The sequence below is a fragment of the Thiohalocapsa halophila genome (assembly GCF_016583825.1).
Classification (GTDB): domain Bacteria; phylum Pseudomonadota; class Gammaproteobacteria; order Chromatiales; family Chromatiaceae; genus Thiohalocapsa; species Thiohalocapsa halophila.
Genome location: NZ_NRRV01000028.1, coordinates 14,383 through 36,123, shown reverse-complemented (window position 1 = coordinate 36,123; position 21,741 = coordinate 14,383). Strand labels below are relative to the sequence as shown.

17 protein-coding genes are annotated in these 21,741 nt (G+C 68.5%); 14 read left to right on the top strand and 3 right to left on the bottom strand.

Translation table 11 applies throughout. The features are described from left to right. Positions 1–484: 484 nt before the first annotated feature. Positions 485–1,258, top strand: coding sequence for a PEP-CTERM sorting domain-containing protein (locus tag CKO31_RS12925; RefSeq protein WP_200238046.1), 774 nt, complete (start codon positions 485–487; stop codon positions 1,256–1,258). Positions 1,259–1,417: 159 nt separating this feature from the next. Here the strand turns inward: CKO31_RS12925 and CKO31_RS12920 are convergent, their stop codons facing one another. Next, positions 1,418–1,609: a PIN domain-containing protein gene (locus CKO31_RS12920; protein ID WP_322789137.1), complete on the bottom strand. Its 192-nt coding sequence runs from the start codon at positions 1,607–1,609 to the stop codon at positions 1,418–1,420. Beyond that, positions 1,606–1,863, bottom strand: a complete 258-nt coding sequence (locus CKO31_RS12915) for a FitA-like ribbon-helix-helix domain-containing protein (protein WP_200238043.1) — start codon at positions 1,861–1,863, stop codon at positions 1,606–1,608. Before CKO31_RS12915 ends, CKO31_RS12920 begins: the two co-directional genes overlap by 4 nt. A 109-nt stretch (positions 1,864–1,972) precedes the next feature. Between CKO31_RS12915 and CKO31_RS12910 the strand changes: the two genes are divergently transcribed. Then, positions 1,973–4,942 (top strand): alkaline phosphatase family protein, encoded by a 2,970-nt coding sequence (locus CKO31_RS12910; RefSeq protein WP_200238041.1) that lies wholly within the window; start codon positions 1,973–1,975, stop codon positions 4,940–4,942. 326 nt (positions 4,943–5,268) lie between these two features. Then, a complete protein-coding gene (locus CKO31_RS12905; RefSeq protein WP_200238038.1) occupies positions 5,269–5,991 on the top strand; it encodes a Uma2 family endonuclease in 723 nt (240 codons plus the stop codon). Between the two features lie 350 nt (positions 5,992–6,341). Here the strand turns inward: CKO31_RS12905 and ppsR are convergent, their stop codons facing one another. Then, complete coding sequence (ppsR, locus tag CKO31_RS12900; protein ID WP_322789136.1) at positions 6,342–7,754, bottom strand: transcriptional regulator PpsR; 1,413 nt, start codon at positions 7,752–7,754, stop codon at positions 6,342–6,344. Positions 7,755–8,143: 389 nt separating this feature from the next. Between ppsR and bchF the strand changes: the two genes are divergently transcribed. The 11 genes from bchF (at position 8,144) to puhE (ending at position 21,463) form a co-directional block, all read left to right on the top strand. Next, positions 8,144–8,695 (top strand): 2-vinyl bacteriochlorophyllide hydratase, encoded by a 552-nt coding sequence (bchF, locus tag CKO31_RS12895; RefSeq protein WP_200238035.1) that lies wholly within the window; start codon positions 8,144–8,146, stop codon positions 8,693–8,695. 80 nt (positions 8,696–8,775) lie between these two features. Continuing rightward, positions 8,776–10,017, top strand: a complete 1,242-nt coding sequence (locus tag CKO31_RS12890; RefSeq protein ID WP_200238098.1) for a ferredoxin:protochlorophyllide reductase (ATP-dependent) subunit N — start codon at positions 8,776–8,778, stop codon at positions 10,015–10,017. Between the two features lie 10 nt (positions 10,018–10,027). Next, on the top strand, positions 10,028–11,602 hold the full coding sequence (gene bchB, locus CKO31_RS12885) for a ferredoxin:protochlorophyllide reductase (ATP-dependent) subunit B (RefSeq protein ID WP_200238034.1): 1,575 nt from the start codon (positions 10,028–10,030) through the stop codon (positions 11,600–11,602). Further along, positions 11,577–15,335, top strand: coding sequence for a magnesium chelatase subunit H (locus CKO31_RS12880; protein WP_200238031.1), 3,759 nt, complete (start codon positions 11,577–11,579; stop codon positions 15,333–15,335). The genes bchB and CKO31_RS12880 overlap by 26 nt, the downstream gene beginning before the upstream one ends. Further along, positions 15,332–16,285, top strand: a complete 954-nt coding sequence (gene bchL, locus CKO31_RS12875) for a ferredoxin:protochlorophyllide reductase (ATP-dependent) iron-sulfur ATP-binding protein (RefSeq protein ID WP_200238028.1) — start codon at positions 15,332–15,334, stop codon at positions 16,283–16,285. Before CKO31_RS12880 ends, bchL begins: the two co-directional genes overlap by 4 nt. A 48-nt stretch (positions 16,286–16,333) precedes the next feature. Continuing rightward, on the top strand, positions 16,334–17,059 hold the full coding sequence (gene bchM, locus CKO31_RS12870) for a magnesium protoporphyrin IX methyltransferase (RefSeq protein WP_200238026.1): 726 nt from the start codon (positions 16,334–16,336) through the stop codon (positions 17,057–17,059). Beyond that, complete coding sequence (locus CKO31_RS12865) at positions 17,056–18,513, top strand: BCD family MFS transporter (RefSeq protein ID WP_274607749.1); 1,458 nt, start codon at positions 17,056–17,058, stop codon at positions 18,511–18,513. The genes bchM and CKO31_RS12865 overlap by 4 nt, the downstream gene beginning before the upstream one ends. A 24-nt stretch (positions 18,514–18,537) precedes the next feature. Then, a complete protein-coding gene (gene puhA, locus CKO31_RS12860; RefSeq protein WP_200238023.1) occupies positions 18,538–19,311 on the top strand; it encodes a photosynthetic reaction center subunit H in 774 nt (257 codons plus the stop codon). Next, a complete protein-coding gene (gene puhB, locus CKO31_RS12855) occupies positions 19,308–19,982 on the top strand; it encodes a photosynthetic complex putative assembly protein PuhB (RefSeq protein WP_200238021.1) in 675 nt (224 codons plus the stop codon). The genes puhA and puhB overlap by 4 nt, the downstream gene beginning before the upstream one ends. A 16-nt stretch (positions 19,983–19,998) precedes the next feature. Next, complete coding sequence (puhC, locus tag CKO31_RS12850; RefSeq protein ID WP_200238018.1) at positions 19,999–20,457, top strand: photosynthetic complex assembly protein PuhC; 459 nt, start codon at positions 19,999–20,001, stop codon at positions 20,455–20,457. A gap of 82 nt (positions 20,458–20,539) precedes the next feature. Next, positions 20,540–21,463: a putative photosynthetic complex assembly protein PuhE gene (gene puhE / locus CKO31_RS12845; RefSeq protein WP_200238016.1), complete on the top strand. Its 924-nt coding sequence runs from the start codon at positions 20,540–20,542 to the stop codon at positions 21,461–21,463. Positions 21,464–21,741 lie beyond the last annotated feature (278 nt).

Below are 21,741 nucleotides of genomic sequence, written 5' to 3'. Positions count from 1 at the left end.
GGTCCGCTTCGCTTGACCCACCCTACAACCGGCAACCGGCGATGCGCTGCACGATTTGCGAACACTTGCCCGTTGGGGGCGCCGTGACGAGCAACGGGCGGTCCCCGGCCTGTCCTCGTCTGCCGCCCGATGGCGCACCCCGCTGTAAAGTCTTCCGACAGCGCGCCGCGGATGCGCTGGAGGCCTATAAAGCATTGATGAAAAAGGGCATGATTGCCTAGATCACCCGCTCCGGGGGCGCTGCGTCGGCGGTTCGGGCCACTGCCCCCTAAGCGAGGCGTAAAGCAAACTTTACAACCCCGGTGCCGAGCCTCGGCGCAGAGGCGATGGGCGCGCCTCAAGTCCCTGAAAAAAAGCGATAAGAGTTGGTATGAATTGTGTGTAAGGGTTGCCCCTGAATACTGACCAGGTTTACAACCATGCCCGCCTCGGGGCCGCCAATCCGAGACGGCAACCGACCACACCGCATCCCCAGGGGGACCCCATGCAGCACAGCACCGCTCAGCCGACCGAAGACCTGCTCGACAGCCAGCTCGCCACCTATGCCGAGCGCGCCGCCCGCCGCCGTGTCCGCCCGTCCACCGCCGAGGTGCTCGGCTGCACCGCCGCCGCGGGCGGGCTGGCCTTTGCCGGCGGGGATGCGCTGGGGGCTATCGTGCACAACAGCACGGGCACGACTTTTTCGGTGGAGAGCGACACTGCCTACTTTACGTGGGATGTAGATGGCGCCGGCGGCACGCTGTCCCTGTGGTTGAGCGCCGGGAGCGCTACCGCAACCGCTAACGTCGCCGTCGCAGCCGGGCCTCTGGCAACCACAGCGTCCTACGGTCTTGTCAACGCGCTGCCCAAGGGTTTCGTGGTGGGCCCGAGTCCGGCCTCCGGGACCTTTGCAACGTCCTGGCCCTATCTGCTGGCTTCCTTCGATACTGGTTTCGTGGACTTCAAGAGCACGACTGCTTACTTCGGCTTCCAGTTCAGCGGCGCTGCGGGCACGCCGGACCCGCAGTACGGCTGGGCGAAGGCCAGAGTCGACCTCTTCAACAGCGGTGCGGGAACACGCTTTCGCGTCTATGAATGGGCCTATGACGACAGCGGTGCGGCCATCAAGGTCGGCGATACCGGTACCGCCGTGCCCGCCCCCGCCACTCCGCTGCTCACCCTGCTCGGCCTCGGCGCCCTGGGCGTGGCGGCCTACCGCCGCCGGCGCGAGGAAGGCCTGAAGCGCCTGGCCGACGAGCAGGACCAGGCTACGGCCTGAGCGGCCACTGGGAGCGCCGGCTTCCAGCCGGCTCCCTGGGGCCGTCGGCTTTCAGCCGGCCCGCCCTCGGCGCGGCTCGATGCCGCGGCGAGGGCGTCGCGGCTCGGTCTTGGTATTACGCAGGATGCGCAAAGGCCGCCAACCGCAAACGCGGGGACGCTACGGCAAAAAGGCGGCAAGGCCCGCCCCGGCGATCAGGCCATCAATCGCCGCGAAGTGTCGGTCGCGGGTGACCAGTGCCAGACCATGTTGCAGGCTGCTCGCCGCGATCCAGAGGTCGTTGGTCGGGATCGGCCGTCCCGCGGCGCGCAGCTCAGCATAGGCATTGGTGTCGAGCGCGACGCGGATCACTCCCAAAGCCCTGCATCGATACGCTCGAAATCGGCCTGGACGCCGGCGAAGGCATCGAACTCCTCGACGCTCCAGGTGCCGGCGAGGGCGTCCAGATCGTCATAGCGGGGCCGGGCACGCCCGCCCGCCAGCCCCGCATCGCGGTTGATCAGGCCGACCAGGTAGGCGTTGAGGCTCAAGCCCTCGCGGCTCGCCGCGGCGCGCAGTCGCTCCAATGCCTGCTCATCGACGCCCCGGATGGACACATTCGCCATGGATGACCTCCAACTCGGCTGCGATGCATGCCCCTGATGCTAGCATCTGCACTCGGCATCTACATACGCCCTTCGCCCGTTGGCGCGACCCTCTCATCGAGCCCCTGTCATGACCAAGAGACTTCTCCTCATCGGTTGGGACGCAGCCGACTGGAAAACCATCGACCGCCTCGTCGATCAAGGCGATATGCCTGTCATGAAGGGCCTGATGGAGCGCGGCACCCGCGGCAACGTGACCACGCTGCATCCGGTGCTCTCGCCCATGCTCTGGACCAGCATCGCCACCGGCAAGCGGCCGTTCAAGCACGGCATCCACGGCTTTGCGGAGCCGGACCCCAAGGGCGGCGCTCGGGCCATCAGCAACCTGGGGCGCACGACCAAGGCGGTCTGGAACATCCTCAATCAACAGGGCCTGCGCTCCAATGTGGTGGGTTGGTGGCCGAGCCATCCGGTGGAGCGCATCCATGGCGTCATGGTCTCGGACATGTTCCAGAAGGCGCCGAAGCTCGACCAAGGCCCCGGCCAGCCGTGGCCGATGAAGCCGGAGACGGTCTGGCCCGAGCGCCTGGCGGAGACCCTGGCCGAGTACCGCATGCGCCCGGAGGAGATGGGCGCCGATGTGCTGGAGCCCTTCATCCCGAAGCTCCAGGAGATCGACCTGGAGAAGGACAAGCGCCCCATCGGCGTGGCCAAGATCCTGGCCGAGACGGCGAGCATCCAGGCCGCCGCGGATTGGGTGATGGATAATGAGCCGTGGGACTTCATGGCTGTCTATCACGATGCCATCGACCACTTCGGCCACGGCTTCATGAAGTACCACCACCCGCGGCAGGATTGGGTTCCGGAGCGGGACTTCGAACTCTACTCCAACATCATCGACATGGGCTACAGGTTCCATGACCTGATGCTCGGGCAGACGCTGAGCAAGATCGACCTGAACCAGACGACCGTCGTCATCTGCTCCGACCACGGCTTCCATCCAGACCACCTGCGCCCGCGCGCCATCCCCAAGGAGCCCGCCGGCCCCGCCGCCGAGCACCGCGAGCATGGGGTGTTCCTGATCGCCGGCCCCGGCATCAAGCGCGATGCCCTGGTGCACGGCGCGACCCTGCTGGACGTGACGCCGACCATCCTCACGGTCTTCGGCCTGCTCGTCGGCGAGGACATGGACGGCGAGCCGCTGACCGACTGCTTCGAGCAGCCGCCGGATCTGCAATGGGTGGAGAGCTGGGATGCCATCGACGGCGACGACGGCCGCCACCCGCCGGACAAGCAGATGCCCGGCGGCGACGACGCCGAGACCATGCAGCAGCTGGTGGACCTGGGCTACATCGAGCGCCCGGACGTGGACAAATCCCAGGCCCAGCGCCAGACCCAGCGCGAGCTGGACTACAACCTGGCCGAGTCCCTGATGGACGCCGGGCGCTTTGCGCACGCCATCGACATCCTGGAGCGGCTGTGGACCGACTGGCCCATGGAGCACCGCTTCGGGGTCAGATTGGCCTACTGCGCGCAGATGCTCGGCCAGACCGGCTTCCAGCGGCAGATCGTCGAGGCCCTGTTGCAGCGCCGCCGGCAAGAATCCGAGGCCGCCCGCGCGGAGCTCAAGGCCTTCCACGCCGTGCTCAAGCAGCGCAAGGCCGAGCGCGGCGAGGCGGACACCGACGAGGCCGCGCTGGAGCAGGCCGCCGCCAACGAGGCCGAGGCGGAGCGGGTGCGCCAGTCCCTGGAGACGCCGGAGGCGCCGGACGCGGAGAAGCCGCCACTGATGAGCGTCAAGGAGCGCGAGCAGTACCTGAACCTGCGCTCCAAGGCCCAGTTCAGCCCGTACTTCATGCACTACCTGCTGGGCAATGTGCTGTTCGACGAGGGCCAGTACGACGAGGCGCTGCGGGTACTCGCCAAGGCCGAGCAGGCGAGCCCCAAGTCCGTGCGCCTGCTGACGCTGATCGGGCGGGTGTATCTGGAGATGCAGCGCCCGGCCGACGCCGAGGCCAGTTTCGGCAAGGTCATCGGCTTCGACCCGCTGCACCCGGACGCACACCTGGGGCTCACCCGCGTTGCGCTGGCCCGCGGACAGTTTCAGCGTGCCGCGCAGCTCGCGCTCAAGACCGTGGGGCTGCGCTACCACTTCCCGTGGGCGCACCATTACCTGGGCGTCGCGCTGGAGGGGCTGAAGCGCTACGGGCAAGCCGCGCAGGCCTTCGAGGTGGCGGTGAGCCAGAACCCGAACTTGCTTACCGCCCACCGGCGGCTGGAGCACCTCTACAGCCATGTGCTCGGCCGCTCGCCGCACCATCGCGCCAAGGCGGAGGAGCACACCCGCGCCATCGCCGAGATCGGCCGGCGCATGGAGCAGCACCGCGCGCGGCGCGCCGCCGGGGTGGCCAAGGTCGACGGCGGTGCGGATGTGAAGCCCATCGCGCTGGATGACCCCAATGCGCCGCGGCCCGAAGATCCGGTGATGCAGCAGGCGCTCTGCGACATCGTCGTCGTCTCTGGCCTGCCGCGCGCCGGCACCAGCATGATGATGCAGATGCTGAACGCAGGTGGCATCGCGCCGCTCACCGACGGCGAGCGCGCCGCCGACGGCGACAACCCCAAGGGCTACTACGAGTACGAGCCCGCCAAGCGCCTGATGACCGACCGCACCTGGCTGCCGGCGGCGGACGGCAAGGCAGTGAAGGTCATCGCACAGCTGCTGCCCTACCTACCCCCGAAGCCGCACCGGTTCAAGGTCATCTTCATGGAGCGGGACCTGGACGAAGTGGCCGCGTCCCAGGCGACGATGCTCGCCAACCTGGACAAGCCCGGCGCGCGGCTGCCCGAGGACAAGCTCAAGCAGACCTACGCGGCGCAGATCGCGGGGCTGAAGCGCCTGCTCGGCCAGCATGGCAGCGTCACCACCCTGTGGCTGGACCATGCCGAGGTGCTGGCAGCGCCCGCGAAGATGGCCCGGCGCGTGGCCCTATTCCTCGGCGATGTCGGCGGCCCGGCGCGCAACCAGCGGCTCGACGAGCGGGGTATGGCCGCGGTGGTGGACCCGAGCCTGCACCGGCAGCGGTTGGCGCGGGGCTGATCCTATTCGAATGGGCCTGGGACGACAGGGGCGCGCCCATCGCCGTCGGTGAGACGCCGGCGCCGACGACGACGCTGCTGACGCTGCTCGGACTCGGTGCCCTGCGTGTCGCGGCCGACCGGCGCCGGCGTGAGGCGGGGTTGGCGTCCGGCGCCGCTCAGGCTGGCGCCGGTGGGCGTTGCAAGGGGGGCGCCTGAGCGCCGGTGCGGCCAAGAATTCAGGTTACCGTCCCCGTTTTTGGCCTGCTTTTTGGAGAGTCGATTGCGAGTGCGGCGGCGCTCGGCTAGTGTTTGCAGGTACGGCAAGGCACCGGCAGGCAAGGCATCTTGGCTTCGATCCCCGATCCGTTGGAGACCACCGTCTATCCGGACACGGACGGCCGGCCGGTGGCGGAGAGTGACTTCCAGCGCGAGCCGCTGCTGTATGCGGTGAGCGCGCTGCGGCACTGGTACCGCGCGCGGGAGGACGTCTACGTCTCCGGTAACATCCTGCTCTACTACGAGGAGGGCAACCCTAAGGCCGCGGTGGCGCCGGACGTGCTGGTGGTGCTCGGCGCGCCCAAGCATGATCGGCGCACCTACAAGCTGTGGGAGGAGCCAAAAGCGCCGGACTTCGTGCTGGAGGTCACGTCCAAGACCACGGTCAGCGAAGACCAAGGCGTCAAGCGCGGGCTCTACGCCTACCTCGGCGTCAGCGAGTACTGGCAATACGACCCCACCGGCGATTACCTGAAGCCTCCGCTGGCGGGCTTCCGGTTGGTGGAGCGCAATTACTGGCCCATGCCCGTCAGGGCCGAGCCCGACGGCACCCTGATCGGTGACAGCGCCGTGCTGGGGCTGGCGTTGCGGGTGCAGGCGGGGCGCTTCCACCTGGTGGACCCCGCCACCGGCACGCCGTTGCCCACCTATGCGGAATCCGAGCAGGCACGGCTGGCCGCAGAGCAGGCGCTGCAGGAGGCCGAGGCCAGAGCCGCAGCCGAAGCGCGCCTGCGCCGCGAGGCCGAGCAGCGCATCCAGGCGCTGGAGGCGCAGCTGCGCGGCAAGGGTTGAGAGGCCACGGTAATACGAGGACGGTATATCGATCTCGACCGATCTTCGGTACAACGGCGGATGATTTGGCGGCGCAGCTAGGGTCGGGTCTTCGAAACAGGATGCATCGAGACCGTTGCGTAGGGCAAAGATCGATGCAACACCATTCTTGATGCGGTCGATGATCAAGGGATGCCCTCGCGGATGCTGCCGACGGCCAGGCAGCGCGCTTTTGCAAACCGGTGACGGCATACCGGTCTTGTGGGGCTTCGCTCCGACCGGGGGCGGGGGCTCTGCGCCCGCCTCCAGGAAATCAAAGTGATTCCCCCGGTCGTGCTCGGTTTCTTCGGCTGGGGGCGGCGTGCGGGGCGTTATTCGCCTTCGTGCCCGGGCTCGCTGAGGTCGTAGCGGCGCAGCTTGACGTAGAGGCTCTGGCGGCTCAGGCCCAGCAGCTCCGCGGCGCTGGCGCGATTGTCTCCGGTCAGCTCCAGCGCCGCCTCGATGCACAGGCGCTCGATCATGTCCGTGGACTCGCGGACGACCTCTTTCAGCGGTACCCGGCCCACCAGCTCTGTGAGGTGCTCGATGGAGCTCGGCAGCGCGCGCTCGCCGCCGCCGTCGGCGGACACGCGTCGGTCCACGTTGCGGATGATGAAGCCGAAGCTCGGCTGGTCGCCGTTGTGGATGGAGACGGCGGAGATCTCCACCTCGCTGCTGGCACCGAATTCGGAGCGGATCTGGGTGGCGAACAGGCGCACCGCGCCGTGCTGGCGCAGGTTGGCGATGAGCACGTTGAGGTCCACGCCGGGGCGCCCGAGCCAGCGGTCTAGGGACTCGCCGCGGGCCTGGTCTTCGGTGGTGAGCTGCGCCAGGTCAAGAAAGGCGCTGTTGGCGCTCAGGATGCGACCGTCCTGGCCGGTGAGCACGATGCCGTCGGGCGCCTTCTCCACCATCCGGCTCAGGCGTGAGCGCGGCTCGGGCGTGGGTTGGCGCTCGCCGTCGGTGTCTATGGGTGACAGCCGCAGCAGGATCAGCGATGCGCTCTCCTGGCGCACGGGCGCGCCGCTGACCTGGAACTCCGTGCCGGCGCGCAGGCGCGCGCGCACGTCGTTCGCGCGCCCGGCGGCGCGAATGCCGGCGACCAGGGATTGGATGGCGCGGGTGCCTTCGTCGTCGAAGCCCTCCGGGAAGGGGCGCCCGACCAGGCGCCTAGAGTCCGCGGCCAACAGCAGCGCGGCCGCCGGGTTGGCCTCCACCACCTTGCCGGTGTCCGGGTCCATAATCAGGATGGCGTCGCTGGCGGAGCGGAACAGCAGCCGATAGCGTGTCTCCAGCTGGCGCAGGCGCCAGTAGTCGCGCTCCAGCGATTGCTGCGCATCCACCAGCCGCTGTTGCAGCGCCGCGATGCCCTGGAGGTTGCGGCCGACGGCGATGAGATGGCGGGCGTCGAGGCGGGCGACCAGGTAGCGCACCGGCAGCTCGGCGCCGGAGCGGGAGATGTGGTCGACCTGCTCCCAGTTGGCGGCGGTGGCATCTGTGCTGGCTTCCGCCAACAGCTCCTGGACGCGCGGGCGACTCTCGGCGGTGACGGTGTCCGCCCAGGGCTTGCCGATCCAATCCTCCCCGACCTCCGATGACAGCTCGTCGCTGCCATAGGCGAGGTCGCGGATATTGCCCTCGCCGTCGAGGATGATGGCGATGTCGGACGCCGCGGCGAGCAGGGCCGCCATCGTGTCATTGCCGATGCCGCCAAGGGCCGCCTGCGGCGCGTCGAAGGGCTTCACGAGTACTCTCGACCCCGTACTTGTCGCCGGCGGGCGTCGCTGTCGGGCATTCGAGCCCACGGCCCCCTGGCGGGATACCGCCGGTTGGCCGATTCCGTGTCAGCGGGCCGACGGTGCGGCACGTGCGCGGCGTCCATAACCGCGCATTTATTAAGGTAAAACGGCCGCAGACACGCGCAAATGTCGGTGTGCTCCAACGCCCGGCGTTGGGCGGTGCGCGGACATCGCAGGCGCAGGTGCGCTCGGGTGCGGCGACACCCTCTATTAGTTAGACGTCATGGGAGGGAATGTCAAGTTCGGTTTACGTTAAGCCGAGTTGACAGGGGCGGGGAAGGGGACTAGATTCCTGGATACACCGAGGCACGCTCAGTCAATGAGAGGGGAGGGTAATGCGTCAGCGCCCGGCGCGGCATGACCGGTATCAACCGCTGTATACGCCAGCGGAGCGCGAGCGCCGCGACAAGACGTCGTGGACGCTCGTGCAAGGCGTGCTCGCGCCGGTGCAGTTCCTGGTGTTCCTGGTGAGCCTGGTGCTGGTGCTGCGCTACCTGGTCACCGGCGGCGGCGAGCTGGCGGCGACGGTGTCCATCGTCGTCAAGACCTTGATCCTATACGCCATCATGATCACCGGCTCCGTCTGGGAGAAGGTGGTCTTCGGCAAGTGGCTGTTCGCTCGCCCCTTCTTCTGGGAAGACGTGTTCAGCATGCTGGTGCTGGCGCTGCACACGGCCTACCTGGTGGTGCTCTTCACCGGCTGGCTGGACGTGCGCGGGCAGATGCTGCTGGCGCTCGCGGCCTACGCGGCTTATGTCATCAACGCGACGCAGTTCCTGCTCAAGCTGCGCGCCGCGCGCCTGCAGCAGGAGCGCGCCGATGCCGCTGCGGCCGGCGGGACACCGGCAGAGGCGCCGGCGCCGGCCGTCGGGGGGAGCGCCGAGTGACCAACGCGGGCGCCCTCTCCAGCAATGCCGACGCCGAGCGCTGCCAGCCAGCGGCCGGCGTCGCGCGCACCGGTGATGCCGTGGCGGTGCTGCGCGAGCGCGGCCAGCGCGAGGTCTTCTGCGGCTTGGCCGGTATCGTCTGGCTGCACCGCAAGATCCAGGACGCCTTCTTCCTAGTGGTCGGCTCGCGCACTTGCGCCCATCTGCTGCAATCCGCAGCCGGGGTGATGATCTTCGCCGAGCCGCGCTTCGCCACGGCCATCCTGCAAGACCGCGACCTCGCCGGCATGGCGGATTGCAACGAGGAGCTGGACCGTGTAGTGCACGAGCTGCTGGCGCGCCGCCCGGACATCGGCACGCTGTTTTTGGTGGGCTCCTGCCCGTCCGAGGTCATCAAGCTGGACCTGGATACCGCCGCCGAGCGCCTGACGCGCGAGCAGCAGGGGCGGGTGCGCATCCTGGCCTACAGCGGCAGCGGCATCGAGACCACCTTCACCCAGGGCGAGGACACCTGCCTGACCGCCCTGGTGCCGGAAATGCCGGCGGCCGACGACCCGGCGCTGCTGGTGGTCGGCACCCTGCCCGATATCGTCGAGGATCAATTCCGGCGCCTGTTCAGTGCGATGGGCTTCGATGCCATCGACGCGCCCGTGCACTTCCTGCCCTCGCGCACCGCCGCCGAGCTGCCGCCGGTAGGTGCCGCGACCAAGGTCCTGGCAGCCCAGCCCTTCGTCGGCGACACGGTCGCTGCGCTGGTCGCGCGCGGTGCCGAGCTCATCGAAGCGCCTTACCCCTTCGGCGTCGAAGGCACCCGGGCCTGGCTCGGGGCGGCGGCGGCCGCCTTCGATATCCCCGACGTGCAGGTGGACGCCGCCTGCGCCGGGCCCATAGCGCGAGCCGAGCGCGGGCTGGAGCGCTACCGCGAGCAGCTCGCCGGCAAGCGCATCAGCTTCCTGCCTGACTCCCAGCTGGAGCTGCCCTTGGGGCGCTTCCTGGCCCGCGAATGCGGCATGACGCTGGTGGAGGTCGGTGTGCCCTACCTGGACCGCCGCATGATGGACGCGGAGCTGGCTCTGCTGCCGACCCCGGAGCGCCTGAGCGAAGGGCAGGACCTGGAGGCGCAGCTGGACCGGCTGCGCGCCGACCGCCCCGACCTCACCGTCTGCGGCCTTGGGCTCGCCAACCCGCTGGAGGCCGAGGGCCTGACCACCAAGTGGTCCATCGAGCTGGTGTTCTCGCCGGTGCACGGCTTCGACCAGGCGCCGGACCTGGCGGAGCTCTTCGCCCGTCCACTCAACCGCCGCGCGCGGCTCGCGTTCTGAGGGTCGGCGCATGCAGCTCACCGTCTGGACCTACGAAGGACCCCCGCACATGGGCGCCATGCGTATCGCCGCCTCCATGCGCGATGTGCACTGTGTACTGCACGCCCCGCAGGGCGACACCTACGCCGACCTGCTCTTTACGATGATCGCGCGCAACGCAAAGCGCCCGCCGGTGACCTATACCACCTTCCAGGCTCGCGACCTCGGCGGCGATACGGCGGAATTGGTGCGGCATACCCTGCGCGATACGGTGGAGCGTTTCCAGCCCCAGGCCCTGCTGGTGGGCGAGGCCTGCACGGCCGAGCTGCTGCAGGACCAGCCCGGCGCCCTGGCGGAGGGCATGGGCTTCGACATCCCCGTCGTGCCGCTGGAGCTGCCCGCCTATACCCGCAAAGAGAACTGGGGCGCCGCCGAGACCTTCTTCACCCTGGTGCGCGCGCTGCTGCGCGGGCGCCCGCTGCCGCAGCGCGGGGCCGAGAAGCCGAAGGCCAATCTGCTCGGGCCCACGGCGCTCGGCTTTCGCTGCCGCGACGACATCACCGAGGTCACCAAGCTGCTGAGCGCGGCCGGTGTCGACGTCAATGTCGTTGCCCCGGCTGGCGCCGCACCCGCTGACCTGCTGCGCATCCCGGAGGCGGACTTCAACGTTTGCCTGTACCCGGAGATCGCCCACGATACCTGCGCCTGGCTGGAGCGGATGTTCAAGCAGCCCTTCACGCACACCGTGCCCATCGGCGTCGGTGCCACGGTGGATTTCCTGCGCGAGGTGGGCGAGCTCGCCGGCATCGACGTCGGGCCGGCCCTGGCCGCGGCGCAGACGCGCCTGCCGTGGTACTCCCGCTCGGTGGATTCGACCTACCTCACGGGCAAGCGCGTGTTCATCTTTGGTGATGCGACGCACGCCATCGCCGCTGCGCGGGTCGCCACCGAAGAGCTCGGCTTCGACGTGGTCGGCCTGGGCACCTATGCCCGCGAATTCGCCCGCGAGATCCGGGCCGCAGCGGAGAGGTTTTGTGTGGGCCAGGGGGGCATCGAGCCGCTCATCACCGACGACTATCTGGAAGTCGAGGCCAAGGTGCTGGAGCTGGCACCGGAGCTGGTGCTCGGCACGCAGATGGAGCGCCACATCGCCAAGCGCGCGGGCATCCCCTGCGCCGTGATCTCGGCGCCGGTGCACGTCCAGGACTTTCCGGCGCGCTATGCCCCGCAGATGGGGCTCGAGGGCGCCAATGTGCTCTTCGACACCTGGGTCCATCCGCTGATGATGGGCCTCGAAGAGCACCTGATCACGATGTTCCGCGAGGACAGTGAATTTCACGACGAGGCGGCACCGTCGCATCTGGGGCCCGCCGCGAGGCGGGACGGTGCCGAAGCTAGGGCCGACGCGCCCGCCGATGATGCGCCGGCGGACGCCCGCGACGACGCGCTTACCTGGGAGACGGACGCGGAGCAGGAGCTACGCAAGATTCCGTTCTTCGTCCGCGGCAAGGCCCGCCGAAACACAGAGCGCTATGCCCGGGAGCAGGGCGTAGCGACCATAACGATCGAGACCCTGTACGATGCCAAAGCCCACTTCGGCCGCTGACACCACCCCCGTCAACGTCGTCATCGTCACGCTGGACAGTCATTTGGCCGGTGCCGTCGAGCGCGCCCGCCCGGCGCTGCGCCAAGAGATGCCGGGCCTCAACCTGACGCTGCACGCTGCGGCGGAATGGGACGACGACCCGCGCCTGCTCGAGGAATGCAAGGCGGACATCGCGCAAGGCGACATCGTCATCGCCAGCATGCTGTTCATGGATGATCACATCAAAGCCGTGCTGCCGGCGCTGCAGGCGCGCCGTGACCACTGCGACGCCATGGTGGGCTGCATGTCCGCGGGCGAGGTCATGCGTCTGACGCGCATGGGCAAGTTCACCATGGACGGCTCCCAGAGCGGGCCGATGGCCATCCTGAAGCGCCTTCGGGGAAGCAAGGGGGGCAACAAGAGCAGCAAGGAGAAGAACGCCAGCGACGGCGCTCGGCAAATGGCCATGCTGCGGCGGATTCCGAAGATCCTGCGCTTCATCCCAGGCACGGCCCAGGACGTGCGCAGCTACTTCATGGTGCTGCAGTACTGGCTCGCGGGCTCGGACGAGAACGTCGCCAACCTGGTGCGCCACCTGGTGAGCCGCTTCGCCGACGGACCCCGCGCCGAGCTGCGCGGACAGATCAAGGCCGAGTCGCCGGTGGAGTACCCGGAGGTGGGCGTCTTCCACCCGCGCATGAAGGGCCGCATCACCGATCAGCCGAGCCGCTTGCCGGCCAAGAAAAACGCTCGCGGCAGCGTCGGCCTGCTGGTGATGCGCTCCTATGTGCTCGCCGGCAACACCGGCCACTACGACGGCGTCATCGAGGCGTTGGAGTCGCGCGGCTTCCGGGTCATTCCGGCCTTCGCGAGCGGTCTCGACGCCCGTCCCGCGGTGGAGGAGTTCTTCTTCAAGAACGGCAAGCCCTGTGTGGACGCCGTCGTCTCCCTGACCGGCTTCTCGCTGGTGGGCGGTCCCGCCTACAACGACGCCGCCGCCGCGCAAGAGGTGCTCGCCGACCTGGATGTGCCCTACCTCGCCGCCCATCCGGTGGAGTTCCAGACCCTGGAGCAATGGCAGTCCTCCGACCGCGGCCTGATGCCCGTCGAGGCGACCATGATGGTGGCGATTCCGGAGCTGGACGGCTCCACCGGCCCCATGGTGTTCGGCGGGCGCTCCGCGGAGGCGCCGGCTGACCATTCCCGCGACATGCAGCCGCATCCCGAGCGGGCCAACGCGCTTGCCGCCCGCGTCGACCGGCTCATCACCCTGCGCCACACGGACATCGCCGAGCGCAAGGTGGCGCTGGTACTGTTCAACTTCCCGCCCAATGCCGGCAACACCGGCACCGCCGCGTATCTGGCCGTCTTCGCGTCCGTCTACAACACGCTCAAGGCGATGCAGCGCGAGGGCTACCACGTGGACCTGCCCGAGGACGTGGACGAGCTGCGCGAGCGCATCGTCAATGGCAACGGCGCTCAGTTCGGCGCTCATGCCAATGTGTTCACGCGCATCCCGACGGACGATCACGTCCAGCGCGAGCCCTATCTCGCCGAGATCGAAGGCCAATGGGGTCCGGCGCCGGGCAAGCAGCTCTCCGACGGGGCGTCGCTGTTCGTGCTCGGTGAGCAGTTCGGCAATGTCTTCGTCGGCGTGCAGCCGAGCTTCGGCTACGAGGGCGACCCGATGCGGCTGTTGTTCGACAAGGGCTTCACGCCGACCCATGCCTTCAGCGCCTTCTACCGCTTCCTGCGCGACGATTTCGGCGCCAATGCCGTGCTGCATTTCGGCACCCATGGGGCGCTGGAATTCATGCCCGGTAAGCAGGCGGGCTTGTCCGGTGCCTGCTGGCCGGACCGCCTCATCGGCGACCTGCCGAACATGTACCTCTACGCCTCCAACAATCCCTCCGAGGGCACCATCGCCAAGCGCCGCGCCGCGGCCACCCTGGTGAGCTACCTGACGCCGCCCATCGCCAACGCCGGACTCTACCGCGGTCTGTCCGATCTCAAGGCGTCGCTGGAGCGCTGGCGCAAGCTGGACCCGGACGCGCCCATGGACGAGCGCAACGAGCTGGCCGCGCTGATCCAGGCCCAGGCCGCCGAGGTGGACTTGGCGCCAGTCGCCTCGGATGAAGAGCCGGAGTGGGATGCGAGCGCCGAAGACCGCATCGCCAAGCTCACCGACGAGCTGCTGGAGCTGGAGTACACCCTGATCCCCCACGGCCTGCATGTGGTGGGCGAGCCGCCCAACGCCGAGGAGCGCACCGACTTGCTGATGGCCGTCGCCGAGGGCATGACCGAGGGCTGCACCCAGCAGGAAGTGAGTCGGGATGCCATCGCGACCCTCGTGGACGGCGGCGCACCCGCGCTGGCGCTGCAGAAGGGCGGCATGGACGTCACCGACGAGAACCTCAAGCTCATGTCGGACCTCGCCGGCTACGACCGGCTGATGTCCGAAGACCACGAGCTGCCGGCCATCCTGCGGGCGCTGGAAGGCCGCTTCGTGCGCCCGGCGCCGGGGGGCGACCTGCTGCGCTCGCCGGAGATCCTGCCCACCGGGCGCAACCTGCACGGATTCGACCCCTTCCGGCTGCCGAGCGTCTATGCCGTGCAGGACGGGGTGAAGCAGGCGCAGGTGCTGCTGGATCGCCATCTCCAGGACGGCAACGCGCTGCCCGAGTCCGTAGCCATGGTGCTCTGGGGCACCGACAACCTCAAGACCGAGGGCGGCCCCATCGCCCAGTGCCTGGCGTTGATCGGCGCCAAGCCGAGACTCGACAGCTACGGGCGCATCTGCGGCGCGGAACTGAAGCCGCTGTCCGAGCTGGGCCGCCCGCGCATCGACGTGGTCATGACCCTCTCGGGCATCTTCCGCGACCTGCTGCCGCTGCAGACCAAGATGCTGGCCGAGGCGTCCTACCTAGCGGCCACCGCCGACGAGCCCGTCGAGCAGAATTTCGTGCGCAAGCACGCCCTGGCCTACCAAGAGGCCAACGGCTGCGACATGGAGACCGCGGCGCTGCGGGTGTTCAGCAACGCCGACGGCGCCTACGGCTCCAACGTCAACCACCTCATCGACAACAGCGGCTGGGATGACGAGGACGAGCTCGCCGAGACCTACACCCGGCGCAAGTGCTTCGCCTACGGGCGCGCCGGCGTACCGGTGAAGCACTCCGATCTGCTCAAGTCCGTACTCGGCGACGTGCAGCTGGCGTATCAGAATCTGGACTCCGTCGAGCTCGGCGTCACCACCGTGGATCACTACTTCGACACCCTGGGCGGCATCAGCCGTGCCGTGAGCTCCTCGCAAGGCAAGGACGTGCCGGTGTACATCGGCGATCAGACCCGCGGCGACGGCAAGGTCCGCACCCTGGCCGAGCAGGTGGCGCTGGAGACCCGCACCCGCATGCTCAATCCCAAGTGGTACGAGGGCATGCTCAAGCACGGCTACGAGGGCGTGCGCGAGATCGAGGTCCACGTCACCAACACCATGGGCTGGTCCGCCACCACAGGCCAGGTAGCGCCCTGGGTCTATCAGCGCATGACCGAGACCTTCGTGCTGGACGAGGAGATGCGCGAGCGCCTCGCGGCACTGAATCCCACGGCGTCCGCCAAGGTCGCCAACCGCCTCCTGGAGGCACACGAGCGCAACTACTGGCAGCCCGACGACGCGACGCTGGAGGCCCTGCGCCGCGCCGGCGAAGAGCTGGAAGACCGACTCGAAGGCATCACCGAAGGGGTGGCGGCATGAATCTAGACGATCTCCCGACGACCATCTTCGGCGGCGGTGGCGGTGGCCCGGCCGTCGGCAAGGCCAAGCCCACCAAGCCGAATCCGCGCCTCGACGGCGAGGGCAGCCTGCAGGTGCAGCTCGACCCGGACGTGAAGATCGGCAAGGCCCAGGTCTTCGCCGTCTACGGCAAGGGCGGCATCGGCAAGAGCACCACCAGCTCCAACCTGTCCGTCGCCTTCTCGAAGCTCGGCAAGCGGGTGGTGCAGATCGGCTGCGACCCCAAGCACGACAGCACCTTCACCTTGACCAAGCGCCTGGTACCGACGGTCATCGACGTGCTGGAGTCCGTGGACTTCCACCCCGAGGAGCTGCGCCTCGATGACTTCGTCTACGAAGGCACCAACGGCGTCATGTGCGTGGAGGCGGGCGGACCGCCCGCCGGCACCGGCTGCGGCGGCTACGTGGTCGGCCAGACGGTGAAGCTCCTGAAGCAGCATCACCTGCTGGAGGACACCGATGTCGTCGTCTTCGACGTGCTGGGTGACGTGGTCTGCGGCGGCTTCGCGGCACCGCTCCAGCACGCCGAGCGCGCGCTGATCGTCACCGCCAACGACTTCGATTCCATCTTCGCGATGAACCGCATCGCCTCGGCCATCCTCGCCAAGGCGAAGAACTACAAGGTCCGCATCGGCGGCGTCATCGCCAACCGCAGCGCCGAGACCGACCAGATCGACCGCTTCAACGAGGCGGTCGGGCTCAAGACCATGGCCCATCTGCCCAACCTCGACGTGATCCGCCGCTCGCGGCTGCGCAAGGCCACGCTGTTCGAGATGGAGCCGGACCCGGAGGTGGAGCTGGCCCAGCAGCGCTATTTGGACCTCGCGGCGGCGCTGCTGGCGGGCACCGACCCGCTGGAGGTCACGCCCATGCGCGATCGCGACCTGTTCGACTTCCTCGGCTTCGACTAGGAGCGTCCACCGAGCACGCGTCAATCTTCAGCACCGAGCGAAACCTAGATGCCGAGCCCGTCCTACCAAGAGCGCCGCAGCCAGGTGGAGGCCTATTTCGACCGCACGGCGGCCGAGACCTGGAAGCGCCTCACCTCGGATGCCCCCGTCAGCGGCATCCGGGCCACCGTGCGCGCGGGCCGCGATGAGATGCGCGCCACGCTGCTCGGCTGGCTGCCGGAGGACCTCACGGGCAAGCGGCTGCTGGACGCCGGCTGCGGCACCGGCATGCTGGCACTGGCGGCGGCCCGCCGCGGCGCCGAGGTGCATGCGGTGGACCTCTCGCCGACGCTGATCGAGAACGCCCGCGAGCGTGTGCCGCCGGAGCTGGCCGGGCGCATCGTCTTCGCGGTGGGCGATATGCTCGCCCCCAATGAAGCAGCGAAGGATGCGCCAGCCAAGGGCGAGGCCTTCGACTATGTTGTCTCCATGGACAGCGTGATCCATTACGAGCGCGATGACGCCCTGGGCGTCATCGCCGGCCTCGCCGGGCGCGCGCGTGAGCGGCTGCTGTTCACCTTCGCGCCGCGCACCCTGCTGCTGTCGCTGATGCACGGCGTCGGCCAATTCTTCCCGCGCAGCGACCGCTCCCCGGCCATCGTGCCGGTGGCCGAGCGCCGGCTGCGCCGAGGTATTGCGGCCGACCCGGCCCTGGCGGGCTGGCAGATCGGGCGCACGCGGCTCATCCAGCGCGGCTTCTATACCTCCCAAGCGATGGAGCTCAGGGCCTCATGATCATGCAGCCGGCCGAGATCCGCCGCTGGCTCCTGCGGGAGATCGTGCCGCGGATTCTGCCGTTCGCCGATGCCGCCACCACGGAGCTGCCGCTGTCGCGGCTGCTGCGCTTGGCCCTGTTCCAGGGCTCCGTCGGCATGACCATGGTGCTGCTCTACGGCACCCTGAACCGGGTCATGGTGGTGGAGATGGCGGTGCCGGCCTGGCTGGTGTCGCTGATGGTGGCGCTGCCGGTGCTGTTCGCGCCGCTGCGGGCGCTGATCGGCTTCAGGTCCGACGTGCACCGCTCGGCCTTCGGCCTGCGCCGGGTGCCTTATATCTGGTTCGGCAGCCTGATGCAGTTCGGCGGGCTAGCCATTATGCCCTTCGCGCTGCTGCTGCTGGCCGAGGGGGGCAATGTGCACCCCATCGTCGGCCAGCTCGGCGCGGCGGTGGCCTTCCTGCTGGCCGGCGCCGGCCTCCACACCACCCAGACAGCGGGGCTGGCACTGGCGACGGACATCGCGCCCAAGGCGAGCCGGCCGCGGGTGGTGGCGCTGCTGTTCGTGGCCCTTCAGCTCAGCATGCTCGGCAGCGCCCTGCTGTTCGGCCTTCTGCTGACGGACTTCAGCCAGCTGCGGCTGATCCAGGTGATCCAGGGCGCGGCGGTGGCGGCCATGGTGCTCAATGTGGTGGCGCTGTGGAAGCAGGAGGCTGTGAACCGCGAGCGCGCGGCGCAGTGCCGGCGCGAGCGCGAAGCCGGTGTGCCGCTGCCGCCGTTCCGCGAGACCTGGCGGCGCTTCATCGAGGCCGGGCGCACCCTGCGCCTGCTGGTGGCGCTGGGACTCGGTACCGCCGGCTTCACCATGCAGGAGATTCTGCTGGAGCCCTATGGCGCCGAGGTGCTGGGCCTGACCGTGGCCGAGACCACCCGGCTCACCGCCATCTGGGCCTTCGGCACCCTCACGGCCTTCGCGCTGGCAGCCAGAGCCCTCAGCCGCGGCGCGGATACCTATCGACTCTCGGCCACGGGGGTGCTGGTCGGCATCGTCGCCTTCACTGCCGTGGTCTTCTCGGACCCGTTGCAATCGCCCTGGCTGTTCCGGGCGGGAGCCTTGCTCATCGGCTTCGGCGGCGGCCTTTTTGCCGTCGGCACGCTGACGGCGGCCATGAACATGGCCGGCGACGGCGCGCACAGCGGCCTGGCGCTGGGCGCCTGGGGCGCTGTTCAGGCCACTGCCTACGGGGTCGGCATCGCCTTCGGCGGGGCGCTGCGCGACGTCATCGCAATGTTCGCCGCCGAAGGGGTTTTTGGGCCCGTGCTCATGGGTCCCGCCGTGGGCTATGCCGTGGTCTACCACCTGGAGATCCTTTTACTGTTCGCTACCCTGATCGCAATCGGGCCGCTGGTGACCCACGGCGGCGGCAATAGTGCGCGGTCCTCAACGCAGTTCGGCATCGCCGAGCTGCCCTAGTCATCCGGCCAATGGAGGTATCCAATGCCTGTCGGTGCCATTACCAACTACATCGATGTCGCACAGCTGACGCTGTACGTTTTCTGGTTCTTCTTTTTCGCGCTGATCTTCTATATCCGCACCGAAGACAAGCGCGAAGGCTATCCTGTGGAGTCCCAGCGCATGGGTGGGCGCAAGAAGATGATGGAAGGCTTCCCGCCGCTGCCGAAGCCGAAGACCTTCAAGATGCCGCATACCGGCGCCGAGATCCAGAAGCCGGGACCGGAGCGTCCGCAGCCGAAGCTCAATGCCGCGCCCATCGCCGACTTCCCCGGCGCGCCGCTGGCCCCCACCGGCAATCCCATGCTCGCCGGCGTCGGCCCAGGCTCCTATGCCGTGCGCGCCGAGGAGCCGGATCTGACCGAAACCGGCGAGCCGCGGGTGCGGCCGATGCGCGTCGCGAAGCACTTCAGTGTCGCCAAAGGTGATCCAGACCCGCGCGGCATGCCCGCGCTCGGCTGCGATGGTGAGCAGGGCGGCGTCTGCAAAGAGATCTGGGTGGACACCGCCGAGCCTTGCGTGCGCTATCTCGAGATCGACGCCGGCGGCAAGCGTATGCTTGCCCCGATGCCGCTGTGCAATGTGCGCGGCAAGAAGGGCGTGATCGAGATCGATAGCCTCACCGGTGCCCAGTTCAAGGACGCGCCGACCCTGAAGAGCTACGATCAGATCACGCTCGCCGAAGAGGACAAGGTGGTCGCCTACCTCGGCGCCGGTAAGATGTACGCGACGCCGGACCGGGCGGAGCCCTACCTGTGAGCGAGTTCGACATCGAGCCGGTTCCCGGCTTGCCGGAGAATCTCCCCGAGGGGGAGACGCTCCGGTGGCAGGGCGCGCCCCAGTGGGGCGCGCTTGCCGTGCGGGCGTTCTACGTCCGCACGGTCGCCATCTACTTCGGGCTGCTCATCGCCTTCCGCGTCGTCTATGTCTTCGCGGCCGGTGAATCCCTGAAGGCGGCGCTGCTCTCGGGGCTGTGGCTGCTGCTGCTCTGCCTGATGGCCGTGGCTATCCTGGCGCTCATGGCCTGGGCCTTCGCGCGCTCTACCATCTACAGCATCACCGACAGGCGCGTGGTGATTCGCTTCGGCGTGGCGCTGCCCATGGCCGTGAACATCCCGTTCAAGGCCATTCAAAGCGCTGGGCTGAGACGCTACAAGGACGGCATCGGCGATATCCCGATGGTGCTCGGCGACGGCCACAAGGTGAACTTCCTGATTCTGTGGCCGAATGTGCGGCCCTGGCGCTTCTTCGACGCCCAGCCCATGCTGCGCTGCGTGCCCGATGTGGATCGGGTGGCGGAGATCCTCGCCGATGCGCTGCGCGAGGCGGCGGCGGAGCAGGACGGGGCGGCAGACGCCGCCGCGGAATCGCGCAACAACAATCCGGGCGGCTCGCCGCAGCTCGGCACGGCGCCGGCGACGGGCCGGTGAGTGAGGACATAGCGCAGTGAGTGACCCGTTTGAGGGCCGACCTTTCCCGCGTGCCGTGCTCATCGGTGCGGCGCTGCTGATCGGCTTCGTCATCCTGTCCGCGGCCATGGTACAAATCACCGGCGTGGGTGGCACCCAGACGCCACTGCCGCCGGTGGTGGAGAGCCGTGAGCTCGTCTTTGTGGATGACGGCACGGGCACCACGACGGTGCGCATCGCCGGCGAAGACGCCAAGCTCGCGGAGCTCGAGTCCGGCATCGACGGTTTTGTGCTGGGTGTGATGCGCGGCATGGTGCGCGAGCGCAAGGCCTATGACGTGCCGCTGGATGCGCCCTATGTCATCTCCCTGCGCGGCGGCGGCATCCTGTTGTTCGAAGATCCCCAGACCGGACGGCAGATCGATCTGCGCGCCTTCGGTCCCACCAATACCGCCGACTTTGCGCGTCTGCTGCGCGCGGAGCCCCAGTCTCAGTGACGGGCTCAGTGACGGCCTCAGTGAGGGCCGCAGTGACGGTCGCCCGCCGCGTGCCGCCGCAACCGGATGGGATGCAGCCACCATGCTGAGCTACGGGCTCGCCGTCGCTTACGCCCTGTTCCTGTGGTGGTTCAGCACCGGCGTCATCCTGTATCTGGACAAGCGCCCGGAGCACACCTATCCCTGGAGCCTGGCGGGGGCAACGCTCGCCCTCGTCGCGGCCTTCGGCGTGCTGGTCTGGAGTCGTGACCTGGTCACGGTGCTCGGCGCCTATGCGGGCTTCACCGCCGGCGTGGTCATCTGGGGCTGGATGGAGATGAGCTATTTCATGGGCTTCATCACCGGTCCGCGCAAGTCGCCCTGCCCCGAGGGCTGCCGTGGCTGGCAGCGGTTTCGCTTGGCGCTGTCCACCAGCATCTACCACGAGCTGGTCATCGTCGCCGCCGCGAGCCTTATGATCTGGCTCACCTGGGGCGCTGTGAACACCGTTGGCACCTGGACCTTTGTGATCCTGTGGCTGATGCGCTGGAGCGCCAAGCTGAACCTGTTTCTGGGCGTGCCCAACCTGAACGAAGACTGGCTGCCCGAGCGCATCCGCTTCCTCACCACCTATCTGGCCAAGCGCCCGATGAACCTGTTGTTTCCGGTATCCGTGAGTGTCGCGACGGTGATCATGTGCCTGTTGGTGGACACCGCGGTGGAGCTGCCGGCCGGCAGCTTTGCCGGGGTTGCGCTAATCTTGGCGGCCACCCTATTGGCATTGGCCATCCTGGAGCATTGGTTCCTGGTGCTGCCGCTCGCCGACGGCGCACTCTGGCGCTGGGCGCTGGAGCCCGAGGTCGACACGGCGATGGACGCCGGGACCAGCACACGCGGCCCGCAGGAAGCACTGTCCGCCGCCGGCAGCCGGCAGCCGGTGGCGGCGGCCCGGAGCTCGACGCAGCGGATGGTGACACCGCCGACGGGGTCTGTTCGGGCGCTGCCGTTCGCGCCACGCGGGCGTTGATGGCGCAGGCCAGCGAGCGGGCGTCGCCAAGCGGCTGGGATTCGTTCGCAGGCAGCTTGATGTCGGTCAACGACGCTCTGGCGGACCTTGTCTAACTTTACAAAGCCAGCGCAGGGGCCTTAGGGTCTGCGCTGGCAGGCGCCCAAACCGCCGCATCGGTGTTGCCGTTGCGGCGTCTTTTCACCGCAAGACAGGCTGACGGAGCAGCGCTTCGGGAAAGGTGACACAATCAAAGCGGTCCGACGGCACCGGCAAGCGCCACCGGCACTGACGGCGGC

What these genes read in the sequence shown, in the direction of transcription:
- bchM (WP_200238026.1), top strand. Translation starts at nt 16,334, where the DNA reads ATGCCGAGCCCGTCCTACCAAGAGCGCCGCAGCCAGGTGGAGGCCTAT.
- CKO31_RS12910 (WP_200238041.1), top strand. Translation starts at nt 1,973, where the DNA reads ATGACCAAGAGACTTCTCCTCATCGGTTGGGACGCAGCCGACTGGAAA.
- bchB (WP_200238034.1), top strand. Translation starts at nt 10,028, where the DNA reads ATGCAGCTCACCGTCTGGACCTACGAAGGACCCCCGCACATGGGCGCC.
- CKO31_RS12865 (WP_274607749.1), top strand. Translation starts at nt 17,056, where the DNA reads ATGATCATGCAGCCGGCCGAGATCCGCCGCTGGCTCCTGCGGGAGATC.
- CKO31_RS12915 (WP_200238043.1), bottom strand. Translation starts at nt 1,863, where the DNA reads ATGGCGAATGTGTCCATCCGGGGCGTCGATGAGCAGGCATTGGAGCGA.
- bchF (WP_200238035.1), top strand. Translation starts at nt 8,144, where the DNA reads ATGCGTCAGCGCCCGGCGCGGCATGACCGGTATCAACCGCTGTATACG.
- CKO31_RS12880 (WP_200238031.1), top strand. Translation starts at nt 11,577, where the DNA reads ATGCCAAAGCCCACTTCGGCCGCTGACACCACCCCCGTCAACGTCGTC.
- puhA (WP_200238023.1), top strand. Translation starts at nt 18,538, where the DNA reads ATGCCTGTCGGTGCCATTACCAACTACATCGATGTCGCACAGCTGACG.
- CKO31_RS12925 (WP_200238046.1), top strand. Translation starts at nt 485, where the DNA reads ATGCAGCACAGCACCGCTCAGCCGACCGAAGACCTGCTCGACAGCCAG.
- puhE (WP_200238016.1), top strand. Translation starts at nt 20,540, where the DNA reads ATGCTGAGCTACGGGCTCGCCGTCGCTTACGCCCTGTTCCTGTGGTGG.
- bchL (WP_200238028.1), top strand. Translation starts at nt 15,332, where the DNA reads ATGAATCTAGACGATCTCCCGACGACCATCTTCGGCGGCGGTGGCGGT.